Source organism: Collinsella sp. AF37-9, assembly GCF_003475115.1.
Taxonomy (GTDB): domain Bacteria; phylum Actinomycetota; class Coriobacteriia; order Coriobacteriales; family Coriobacteriaceae; genus Collinsella.
This window is the reverse complement of sequence record NZ_QROQ01000040.1, coordinates 1-11,546: the sequence shown is the minus strand read 5'-3', so window position 1 is coordinate 11,546 and position 11,546 is coordinate 1. Positions and strand designations below refer to the sequence as shown.

Genomic DNA, 11,546 nt, shown 5'->3' with positions numbered 1-11,546 from the left:
TCGGTCGGGTTCCACATGCCCGACTGGGAGGAAGAGCTGGGGGAGTATCTCAAGCTGTGTTAGTTTGACATTTCGATTATCTTGAACTTCTGGTATAGGGATGAGGCTGGCTCGCCCCTATACCAATTTTAATAGTGCGAATTAAATTGATTGTTCAACGATGCAATCTCACTCGATTCTATTCAAGTAATTCATGGCTCTTGTTGTGGTCGGAACTGACATAAACCTTTGCCCAGCCGCTCTGAATGGTTGGTGAACCGAGCTGTGGCTACTCATCAGCGTTTATGTTTTCCAGGTTTCTCTGTCTATCACTCTCTTCTGCGTAAAAACAGTTTCTAGCAATCTAACAGATTGTTGCTAATTTCAATTAGTAGTTCTACTCACTAATTGAAATTATCTTCAGCTCGAATTATGTTCGTGAGCCAGCTCTTTGTTGTTACGCATGTTCTTTAAACTCGGACGTCCATCCTGCAGCCGTCTTTGAGTTGCAGCCATCTTTGAGTGCTTGTTCGGAATCTCTTTGATACTAGCCTGGCAAATGTAAGTGAGGCGAAGAGATGATATCTACTATGCGGGCGTCCGTGCGCATCCTTTCGTCTGGTGTAATGCAGCCTCCACCTATTTATAATTATCGTATGACTTGGTTTCTCATAAGATATATTGAATGGATGTTCAGGTTCTATTGATTTGTCACGAGAGAATGGTGTTTGATTGTCGTCTAAATCGAATGTGCTTATTGCGATTCCTGCATATAATGAAGAGGAGTGCATTGAAAGCACGGTTAACGAGCTCCGTTCGGTTGCTTCAGGGTTTGACTTCATTATTATCAATGATGGTTCACGCGATCGAACGGGTGAGATTTGCGGTTCGTTGAGCTGCAAGGTTATTACAATGCCAATTAACTGCGGGCTGACCGTTGGTTTTCAGACTGCGGCTCGATATGCCATCGATCATGGTTACGACTATATGATTCAGTTTGATGCAGATGGGCAACATCGACCGGAATATATAGCTGCTTTAGTTGAGAAAGCTGAAACATCTGGTTCCGATATTGTTATTGGCTCGAGGTTCCTAACTGTTCGCAAAGACAAATCGATGCGTATGATAGGTTCGCGAATGATTACCGTTCTAATCAAGATGTTGACCGGTCGTCGTATCAGCGATCCCACATCAGGTTTTAGGTTATTTAGTAGTTCTGTACTCAAAGAATACTATTACGACAACACTCTCAATCCTGAGCCAGAATCAATCGCGTTGTTTTTAAAGCAAGGGTACCTGGTTTCCGAGGTCCAAGTATCAATGCGTGAGCGCCAAGGTGGCGAGAGCTATTTAAATCCAGTTAAGTCGATTCAGTATATGCTTCGAGTGTTTGCTACGCTGCTAGTAGTTCAATGGTTTAGGTGATATAAAATGACTCTTACATTGCGGGCGCTGCTTATTTTTTTTGCTGCCCTGGTGTTCTTTTTCGTTATCCGCAAATTGAAGAAGTCCCAGATGCGGGTTCTTGATTCCATGTTCTGGCTTTTATTCAGCTTAAGCTTTGTGTTATTTGGCATTTTTCCTGAGATAGCGCTTTTTATTTCTTCTGAACTTGGCTTTGTCTCAGCTTCAAATTTTGTATTTCTTTATGTTATTGCTGTCCTCGTGGTAAGGGACTTTTCGAATTGTCTGCGCCTTTCGAAGCAAGAGGAGCGCATTAATGGCCTGGCTCAGTCAATTGCGCTTGATAGCGATGATTCTTAGGATTGACTTATTAATAACGAGTGTTTCGTTTTATATTCGGTAGCCAAACTGTCTTTCTCGTTGACTCAAATCATGAAAACGTGTCGTCTAACGTATGCATTGCTAGGCTGGTAATTTATTTATGTGGATACCTTTCTTTATATCCTCACTATTTCTCTTGCTTCTCTTAGAGGTTCCAGGTTTTGTGCTTTCACGCATGATGCGATTCTGCCGACTTGATTCGATCTTAATCGCACCGTTGTTTTCAATCGCCTTGCTTGAAATAGTGAGTATTGTTATTTCAAAGCTTGGAATATTCGCCACTTGGGTGAACCTGTGTCTTATCAGTTTTATTCTTGCTGCAATATTCTTGTCTTGCAGATTAATCGATTGCTCTCGAAAAGCTACTATGACAGAGTCCTTTTTTGGTCATTCAAATTGGGTTGTTTTGTTTCTGTACTGTGGCGTAGCTTTTGTTGTTGCAACGAAAATTTTTCTACTACCACTGGACGGGCCATCATCTTTCATTCAAGATTCTGATAACTCATTTCATCTCGCTGTTATTCGATCTTTTTTAGATGTCGGTGATTTTTCGACTTTCAATGTCGGCCTATATCATGATGTGCCGTCTAGCTCTATTCTTTCAATTGCTAACGGCTTTTATCCTGCGGCTTGGCATTTGCTTGCTGCTCTTGTTGCAAGCTTTTCTGGACAGGATGTTGCGTTTGCGGCTAACGTTACTAATTATGTAATGGTACTATTCGTTTTTCCATCAAGCGTGTTGTTGTTTTTTAAAACGGTATTTCGCGATGACCTTGGTGTTGTTGTTGCGGGGGCGCTGGTTCTGTTCGCATTTAATAGCTTTCCCTGGGGTACTTTAATTTCAGTGTCGGGCCCTTTGTTCCCTAACACTTTGGGTCTCATGTTCGTACCGGCTTGTGCAGCCATATTTATTAATTTCTTCAGTGGATGTACGAAGCAGTTCGCCCTGAGTTATGTCTTTGCGTTTTTAGCTGGCGTACTTACGCTTTATTTTTCTCATCCAAATGCAGTATTTACAATGGCTGTCCTTCTTGCGCCTTATGTTGTTTTGCGGTTTTCGAGTTGGTATATTGGAAAGAAACAACATGGGGATTCTGCCGTGTCTCTTTCTGTGAGATTAATCTCCCTCGCGATTCCTTCTTTATTTATTCTAGTTATTTGGATCGTCTGTTTTATTAATCCAGCTTTAAGTAACACCGTTTCTTTTACTTGGGGTATAACCGCCTCGCATTTACAGGCCATAGTTAATGTTCTGTCGCTTTCTTTTCGACTTCCGGCTGGTAATTATCTTCTTGCTATATTCGTGGCAATTGGTTTCTTTGTCTTGCTTCGCAACAACGAGTGCTCGTGGCTTTGTTTCTCATATCTGATTGCTGCCGCCATTTATATAGTCGGAGCATCATCCTCGGGTTTTATAAAGCACTTCCTTGCGGGTTTTTGGTATACCGATCCGTACCGTTTGGGCGCATGTGCCGGTCTTATGGCAATTCCTTTGGCTGCTGCTGGCCTTGCGACTTTCTTTTCGCTTGCTGTGAAGGTATTTGACAGACTTGGATACGAACTTTGGGCGAAGTTCTTAGCCTGCGCTGTATGTCTTATTTTCACTTGGTGTGCTCTTTATATTAATGATTTCGATTTACCCGGATTTGGACGGGTATACACGGGTTTGGGTGATTATCACGCCTGTTCTATGCTTTCGAATGATTCGAAGCGCGACAACTTGTTTGATCCCAGAGAGCGACTTTTTTGTAAGCGTGTAGCTGAGTTTCTCGAAAATGATGATGGGTTGATATATAACAACGCAGATGACGGCAGCGCTTTCGCATATCCTTTATACGATTTAAACCTTCTTTACCGTCGGTCTGCTGCAGAGATGCTCGGTAATGAGACGTGTGATAACCAAACGCTGAGGTTGCATCTCGACAAGCTTGCTACAAATAGAGATGTTCAACGCATCCTTAAAGAGAATGGTATTAAGTACATTCTTAATTTGGACTATGGCGGTGAGATCAACGACGAGCGTTGCTACTACGGTTACTATACTTGGGACAAATGGCAAGGCATTAATTCGATCAAAGATTCGACTCCGGGGCTCAAGCTTCTTATGTCGGAAGACGATATGCGACTTTATGAGATAGATTATTCTTCTTTTAGTTAATTATTCTTTTCGTTTTGGTCAAAGCATCCTCTTAATAGTCTTTAAGGCAAAGTTCCGTTTCTATTCATTTTTAGAGCTTCGCGATAAGCCACTCGTCGATAAGCGGGTGGCTTATTATTTTTGATGTTACTGATTCGTAGGAGTATTGCATGTCTCTAAAAAACACCGTTTATGATGCCGTTAACTCAAATAAGTTTGGTAAAGCGTTCTTAAAGGCTCGTCGCGATCTCCGTGGCGATGAGGCAGTTCGGGCTATTCAGTCTGGTACCCATGACTTTGTCGACCGCAGCAAGGGCAGCGATAAGCTCTGCATTATTCTCGCGGGATATAAGCCGACATTATGGGAAGACGTTTTTGGGCGTATTGCGGCATATGTGCCTTCCGATGTTGACGTATGCGTTATGACCAGCGGGCTTGTGAATGAAGAGCTTAAGCAGATCGCCGCTGATCACGACTGGTCCTATCTGTCGACTTCTGTCAATCATTTATCTGTTGTTCAGAATATTGCGATTGAATGCCATCCGAGGGCTAAGTGGATTTATAAGCTTGATGAGGATATGTTTTTGACTAAGGGCTTCTTTGAGGCAATGCTTGATACCTACAAGGAGCTTGAGTCAAAGACCTTATATAAACCAGCGTTTGTCTCTCCTTTAATTAATGTCAGTTGCTACGGGCATCTTCGCTTGCTAGACAAATTGAATCTTCTGGATGATTTTAGGAATACCGGACTCACGGATATGAAGTATTCCGATGGATTGCACCACAATCGTCAGGTCATTTCTGAGCCTAAGGTTGCTCGTTATATGTGGGGCGAGTCTCAGCCTGTGTTGCGCGATATCGATGCGCTAACAGAGCGCTTCTCGATTGAAAATGAAGGTTTCCAGTATTCTATTTGCCCGATCCGCTATAGCATCGGTGCCATTTTGTTTTCGCGTGACGCCTGGAACGAGTTTGGGCACTTCCCGCTGACTTTTGTCGGAGGTCCGTATGGTCTTGGGGATGATGAGGAGCATATTTGTAACTACGCGTGTTTTACTGGTCGTGTGATGGTGGTAAATGAAAATATTGTTGTAGGCCATCTCGGCTACGGTGGCGCACAAACAAAGACTATGGTTGAGTATCATGCTAATCATCGTGATCAATTTAAGTTAAAGGCATAACGGGGGAATTAATGTCTAAACCCAACATCAAAATCCTAGTCTCATGCCATAAGCCTGTCTGCACGCCTGATTCCGACCTGTATTTACCCGTTCACGTCGGCTCTTTGGGTAAAGAGACTATTCCTGGATGCCAACGCGACGATTGCGGTGAAAACATCTCCGACCGAAATTTCACTTTTTGTGAAATGAGCGGTCAGTATTGGGCTTGGAAAAACTTAGAGGCTGATTATGTTGGCCAATGCCATTACCGACGTTTTTTCAATTTTGATGAGAAGAAATATGAGTCGAACGATCATGCTCAGATTGAGGATGACTGTCTGTCGCCACTCTCAATTAAAAAGTATCAGCTAGCAAACGAGGCTTTGATCAGGGACTGTGTCGAGAAGGTTGACCTTGTACGTGCTCCTTATTGGGATGTGAGGGGAGTTCCCACCCCTTGTGGTCCTAAGAAAACTATAAAGGATCATATGTGTGCCTATGGCCTTGTCACTCAAGCCGAACTGGACCATATGGTTGATATTTGCAAGTTTGTTCAGCCTGATTATGTAGACGAGCTCGTCGCATATCTTAACGGTTCCAAGTATTTGGGCTATAACTGCTTCGTGATGAAGAAGACTCTCTTCGACGAACTCTGTGCGTTTGAGTTTTCGATTCTCCAGCAGTTTGACTCTGAATATGACTATGAGAACAAAACGACTACTCACAAACGTATTTGTGGCTATTTGGGTGAGATTCTATATAGCGTATTCGTCTCTCATATCTCTAAGAGAGGGATTAAGATCGCTGAGCGTCCGCTTGTTTTCTTTGAAGAGACGCCTGCTCCGTTTAATGCTGCTGCCGTCGATAACCAAACGGTTGATATCGTATGGCGCTATGCGGAATCGTCGCCTATTAAATTTGCCGTCGCGCTTGAGAGCTTAATTCGTCAGCTTGACGCGACCAGAAAATATCGATTGCTTCTAATTCATAATTGTCAGTTTAGCTTTGGCGATTGCCTCAACATACTTGAGACTATTCCGGAGAATCTGGAAATCATACAAGCGACTTTCCCGGTAGTTGGACCCAACGACCTCTTTGGTTCTATGGATGCTACCGCAGCGCATATTGTTCTGCCTTTTATACTCCCTCGCATAATGAATTTCGATTTGATTGGTCGCCATCGAGTTCTTTGGGTTGAGGGGTGTGCTTTCTTTAAAAAAGACCCAGCCGAGATCATTAATGGCGTAGAAGATTCACTCGCTGCCGTAAAGAGCGTTTTCCTCGAGAAAGAGCTTAATAAGCCGGCTTCGTCTCGTTTGCGCGACTCATATCTTGCCGCTGCGGATGGTTGGGAGATGAGCGAGGCGTCCGCTCTTATAGTTGATTTGTCTCAGCTTTCTATCATCTGTCCTGAACCATATGAGTTGTACTGTGCCTGTGCATCTGAACTGGGCATCGATCCAAAAGGCGATTTGGCTAAAGAGTTTCAAAAGTATCAGTTGCATAAAAAGAAACCGGGCAGCGCTAAAGATGCTTTCTGCTTACCGCTAAGTGTATTTGCTGTTCGAAGCCTTATGATGCGCAAGCTGAATTTCAGCCTTATCCCGTATTCGAGCAGTATGCCCGTGGCTTCCTTTGAAGAAGTTGGCATGTGGGCCAACGAGTGCACGGCAAAGCGATATAAGGCCTCCGATGAAAGCGGATTGTTGCTCTATTCGTCGGATACGACTCCATTCTCTGAACCGGCGAATGCACTTTGTCGTGATTATTGGCGTTTGGCCAGGTGTATGGATGCGTATGAGTCCCTTTTAGTTACGCTTTCGGAATACCGACCGCTTGGATTAAAGCGGACGTTATTTCCAGTTGGGACAAAGCGACATAAAGTTATATTTAAAATGGTTTCCCTGATTAGGCGATTTAGATAGTTTATATAGTCTATTCAGGCGCTCGTCATAGAGTGGCCGGCATAGAAGATTCGACCGTGCTATTGCAGGGACAATTACACGGTCGTCATAATGAAGTTTAAACACATTTAATGGATTGGTGTTTTGAGTCGAACGCCAATCCATTGATGGCAGCGCCCTATAACTCTTGGTTCTCTAATGCGCGGAGTTGCTCTTTGCTGACATGTTCGCAGTGTGTAGTTATGTCCATCGGAACACGATAGATATCTCCATATACATCTTCGGTAAACTTTCTTAGATTTTTTGGTGCCTGGCAAAGAATCCGTTCAAATGAAATTGTCTGCGTCGGGAACACTTCTCGCTTTTGGCAAGCCCATTTGTAATCAGACAAAAAGTAGATGTTTTCAATGCCCCACAGCATTCCATTAGTTATTTGGTCATCAATTATTCCCTGGCTCATTTCGATTGACCGATATTTTGCAAACGTTTCTTCTATCCGATTAGCCAGCGGATCAGATGCTGGAATGAATTCCTTTTCTTTCCATTCGCTGTAATATGAAGCGGTTTTCATCTCCGCTATCATTTTCATTCTTAGTCCTAGCTGTTCCTCAAATGCCTTCTTATCGGCGCTTCTGCTTTCTTCAAATATGAATAAGTCTAAAAAACAGGGATTATTAACGTCCTCATACATAAAACGAATTTGCTTACAGAAATTCCAAACATCGTAAACGATTGAGATTCGATACCGTCCGTCATTGCTGACAATATTGATAAGTTTGTTAATTTCCGACCTCATCATGCCGAGATCGCTATCGTCATCCCAAGGAATAAAGCCCTGGTGACGGATTGCTCCAAGGAGCGTTCCGAATGCAATCCAGTATTGAAGATTGTTGTCTTTGCATAATGTGTCGAACTCTCCTAGTAGTTTTGCGCATCCTAGTTGCATGGCCCTGAGTCCGCCGTTGGCTTTTGGAAGTGATGTAAAAAAGCGCTTCTTTGCGTCTTGCAGATCTTCGTTGTCGTTTCGGTAAAGCTGCCAAAGCATCGTTTCGATTCTCATCGAAACGCCGTCGTTATCACTTTTAAGCCATTCGGCTCTAAAATTCATGTTGTCGTTAATACCGTTGTCAGCCTGCTCGATCCTCGCATTGATGGATCGGTTCAGTTCATAGAGTTCATAGACATCTGAGCGAAGATCTCTAATTGCTCGCTTTGATGCGGGAAGATGGTCGGCGATACGTGACAGGATGCTCATTCTGTATCCTTCGTGTTGAGAATAAAGTTCTGTTTAATATAGCCTACGTAGCTCGATGGTTTTTCGACGACTGATTAAATCTGGTTGAGTGGAGCCCGGCTCCCATTAAGCGGTGGATAGCATGATTAAATGCTAAATATAATATGTATACCGCCTTAAAATTTGTGGCATCGCTAGTGATTGCATGCTGTTTTGCTATACACCTGCAGTTCCCATTGTTTTTTCTCAACTTTTGCTACGGAGTCGAGGATGAGGCCGGTTGCCAAGCTCAGCCCGCACAGAAACATGAATGAGGCCGCGAGCATGGCTGTGGGGAAGCGGGGGACTAAGCCGGTTTGGAAGTACTCCGCAACAATTGGGATTCCGAGAGTGAGACCTATGATGGCAAAGATGAATGCAATAAGACTAAAGAACTTGAGTGGACGGTAATCCCTAAAAAGCGTTCCAATCATTGCGATAACTTTAATACCGTCACCTACTGTGTTGAGCTTGGACTCAGAGCCTATGGGCCTATCGCGGTATTCAACCGGTACGTCTTTAATACGCCAGCGATGGTCGACGGCATGGATGGAGAGCTCGGTTTCAATTTGGAAGCCCTCACTCAAGACGGGGAAGGTCTTTACGAAAGGCTTGCTCATGGCTCTATAGCCTGTCATAACGTCGTCAAAGCTGTAGCCGTATATCCATTTAATCATGGCGCGAACGAGGTTATTCCCAAAGCCGTGAAATGCTCGTTTGTTCTCTTCGGCATAGGTTCCGTTGGAGAGGCGATCGCCGACGGTCATGTCTGCCTCGCCATTAAGTATGGGCTCACAGAGCGATTTGGCGGCTTCAGCGGGGTACGTGTCGTCTCCATCAACCATCAAGTAGCAATCGGCGTCGATATCGCGAAACATTTGGCGGCAGACGTTGCCTTTGCCCTGCCTTGGTTCATGTCGCACTGTGGCCCCGTGCTGTTTGGCTATCTGTGCCGTATTGTCGGCGGAATTGTTGTCGTAAACGTATACTGTTGCGTCTGGCAATTCGCGGTGAAAGTCATCGACAACTTTGCCGATCGTTAATGCTTCATTGTAGCAAGGGATAATGACGGCGATATTCGAATAGTCCATATAGGACCTCCTTTAATGACTCAACTGTTCGAAAGTATAACCATCACCTATCCCTTTGATTAGATATGGGTTAGTTCTCCAGATTTTTTGCGGTGGGTTATCGTCTACGCGGGAGGGCTATACTTTCCACTGTTATGTTTTGCGAGACAAGGAGATGGTCCGTGGCTGACAATCTTGAGAGTCAGAAAGCGGTGGCTAAACCGGCCTCTCACGCTAAAAATGATTTTGAGAAGGATAAATTTATCCTTAGGCAGCTGGTTACCAAGGATTTTAAGATTAAGTATCGGCGCAGCGTTTTGGGCGTAGCTTGGTCCGTGCTCAATCCCTTGTTGATGATGATTGTCATGTCGATTGTTTTTTCAACAATCTTTGCCCAAGGGCGCAATGGCTCCATTACGCCTGAGATGTATCCGCTTTACCTGATCGTCGGTAACGTGACGTTTTCTGTCATGTCCGAGTCGACGAACCAAGCGCTTATGTCCATCATTTGGGCTTCCTCGCTGCTTAAGAAGGTTAAGGTGCACCGCTGGGTCTTTCCGGTGCAGAAGGTGCTGTTCTCGCTCGTTAACTTCGCCTTCTCTTTGGTTGCTGTCGCCTTGGTTATGCTTTGGTTCCATGTGGTTCCTAGTTGGCATTTAATTCTCTTGCCGGTGTGTTTGCTGCTTCTTATGTGCTTCTGCATGGGTTTGGGCATGATGCTGTCTGCGCTGGCGGTCTTTTTCCGTGATGTTATGCACCTTTGGACCGTTGTTATCACCGCGTGGATGTACCTGACGCCGATCTTCTGGACCACCGATTACATCAGCCATATGGCTCATTGGATTCAGGTGTTGGTGGTTGTGAACCCCATGTACAACTATCTCCAGTTTATGCGTGACATCTTCCTGTTCAATACCGTGCCTTCTTCGCTTACGTTTGGCCTATGTGCTGTCTGGGCTGTTCTTGCCCTTGCCATTGGCTATACCGTGTTCCACAAGACCGAGCACAAGTTTATTCTCTACATCTAAGGAGTGCTGTTCATGACTGAATCTGCTATTGATTACAGCAAGCAGCCCCTTGCTGTTGAGGTCAAAGACGTCACCATGATCTTTAACATGGCGTCTGAGTCGCTTACAAACCTCAAGGAGTACTTTATTAAGCTCGCAAAGCACGAGCTGTTCTTTGAGGAATTCCGTGCGCTTAAGCATATTTCGTTTGATGTGCATCGCGGCGAGGTCGTTGGCCTTGTTGGAACTAACGGTTCCGGCAAGTCTACGATGCTTAAGATCATCGCTGGCGTTTTGGAGCCCAGCGAAGGTGAGGTTAAGGTTCACGGCAATATTGCGCCGCTGATTGAGCTTGGTGCTGGTTTCGATCCCGAGCTTACCGCTCGTGAGAATATTTACCTTAACGGTGCGCTGCTTGGATATACCAAGGAGTTTATTGACGCTAGCTTTGACGAGATTATCGAGTTCGCTGAGCTCAAAGATTTTGTCGACATGCCCCTGAAGAATTTCTCTTCGGGTATGGTTGCGCGCATTGCATTTGCTATCGCTACGATTACCGAGCCGGATATTCTGATCGTTGATGAGACGCTTTCTGTCGGTGATGTCTTTTTCCAGCAGAAGTGCGAGCGCCGTATTCAGCACTTTATCGAAAGTGGCGACGTTACGGTCTTATTCGTTTCTCACTCCATGGAACAGGTTGAGCGTATTTGCCAGCGTGCTGTATGGATCGAGAAGGGCGACCTGCGTATGGATGGCCCCGTGGATGAGGTCTGCAAGGCATACCACGACCAGTTCAAGTAGGTTATAATTTATGCGCCGTGTGAACTTGTGCCCGCTTGGACGCGCGACATTATGCTCCATTAGCTCAGTTGGATAGAGCAGGGGACTTCTAATCCCAAGGTCGACGGTTCGAATCCGCCATGGAGCACCAAAAGAGTTTTTGAAGACCCGGTTATCATGCCGGGTCTTTGCTGTACAAGCGTTCAGCCGTGATATTGTTTAACATGGGCTGTAAGGCATGGGGATGACTTGTAGCCTTATTTCGATAGTGGTTGCATGCTTGGTTGCGAGGCTTATAGGATAATAAGTGTGTCCGCTTCCTTTTAATATGAGCAGGACATTGTCAAGAGGCAAAATCGAGCCTGGCCCCAACGATATGGGGTCAGGCCCTCTCCCTATATCAACCCGTCCGCGGCGACCTCGGCGTGTCTTACCGACGCTCGTCTTTGCA

9 protein-coding genes and 1 tRNA gene are annotated in these 11,546 nt (G+C 44.9%); 8 read left to right on the top strand and 2 right to left on the bottom strand.

Annotation, left to right across the window (positions count from 1 at the left end):
• Positions 1-711: 711 nt before the first annotated feature.
• The 5 genes from DW024_RS09390 (at position 712) to DW024_RS09370 (ending at position 6,986) form a co-directional block, all read left to right on the top strand.
• On the top strand, positions 712-1,404 hold the full coding sequence (locus DW024_RS09390) for a glycosyltransferase family 2 protein (RefSeq protein WP_118377568.1): 693 nt from the start codon (positions 712-714) through the stop codon (positions 1,402-1,404).
• 6 nt (positions 1,405-1,410) lie between these two features.
• Positions 1,411-1,743, top strand: a complete 333-nt coding sequence (locus DW024_RS09385; RefSeq protein ID WP_118377567.1) for a DUF2304 domain-containing protein — start codon at positions 1,411-1,413, stop codon at positions 1,741-1,743.
• A 121-nt stretch (positions 1,744-1,864) separates the two neighbouring features.
• Positions 1,865-3,922: a DUF6541 family protein gene (locus DW024_RS10035; RefSeq protein WP_369834746.1), complete on the top strand. Its 2,058-nt coding sequence runs from the start codon at positions 1,865-1,867 to the stop codon at positions 3,920-3,922.
• A 149-nt stretch (positions 3,923-4,071) separates the two neighbouring features.
• Positions 4,072-5,082 carry a hypothetical protein gene (locus DW024_RS09375; protein ID WP_118377565.1) on the top strand — a complete coding sequence of 337 codons (1,011 nt, stop codon included), beginning with the start codon at positions 4,072-4,074 and terminating at the stop codon, positions 5,080-5,082.
• A gap of 11 nt (positions 5,083-5,093) precedes the next feature.
• Complete coding sequence (locus DW024_RS09370) at positions 5,094-6,986, top strand: DUF4422 domain-containing protein (RefSeq protein ID WP_118377564.1); 1,893 nt, start codon at positions 5,094-5,096, stop codon at positions 6,984-6,986.
• Positions 6,987-7,143: 157 nt separating this feature from the next.
• On the opposite strand, the gene DW024_RS09365 is transcribed toward DW024_RS09370, so the two are convergent.
• Both DW024_RS09365 and DW024_RS09360 read right to left on the bottom strand, forming a co-directional pair.
• Complete coding sequence (locus DW024_RS09365; RefSeq protein ID WP_118377563.1) at positions 7,144-8,220, bottom strand: phosphorylcholine transferase LicD; 1,077 nt, start codon at positions 8,218-8,220, stop codon at positions 7,144-7,146.
• A gap of 173 nt (positions 8,221-8,393) precedes the next feature.
• Positions 8,394-9,329, bottom strand: a complete 936-nt coding sequence (locus tag DW024_RS09360) for a glycosyltransferase family 2 protein (RefSeq protein WP_118377562.1) — start codon at positions 9,327-9,329, stop codon at positions 8,394-8,396.
• Between the two features lie 161 nt (positions 9,330-9,490).
• Between DW024_RS09360 and DW024_RS09355 the strand changes: the two genes are divergently transcribed.
• The 3 genes from DW024_RS09355 (at position 9,491) to DW024_RS09345 (ending at position 11,246) form a co-directional block, all read left to right on the top strand.
• Positions 9,491-10,336 carry an ABC transporter permease gene (locus DW024_RS09355; RefSeq protein WP_233541371.1) on the top strand — a complete coding sequence of 282 codons (846 nt, stop codon included), beginning with the start codon at positions 9,491-9,493 and terminating at the stop codon, positions 10,334-10,336.
• Positions 10,337-10,348: 12 nt separating this feature from the next.
• Complete coding sequence (locus DW024_RS09350; RefSeq protein ID WP_117776189.1) at positions 10,349-11,116, top strand: ABC transporter ATP-binding protein; 768 nt, start codon at positions 10,349-10,351, stop codon at positions 11,114-11,116.
• 53 nt (positions 11,117-11,169) lie between these two features.
• Positions 11,170-11,246, top strand: a tRNA-Arg gene (locus DW024_RS09345).
• The last annotated feature ends 300 nt before the right edge of the window (positions 11,247-11,546 follow it).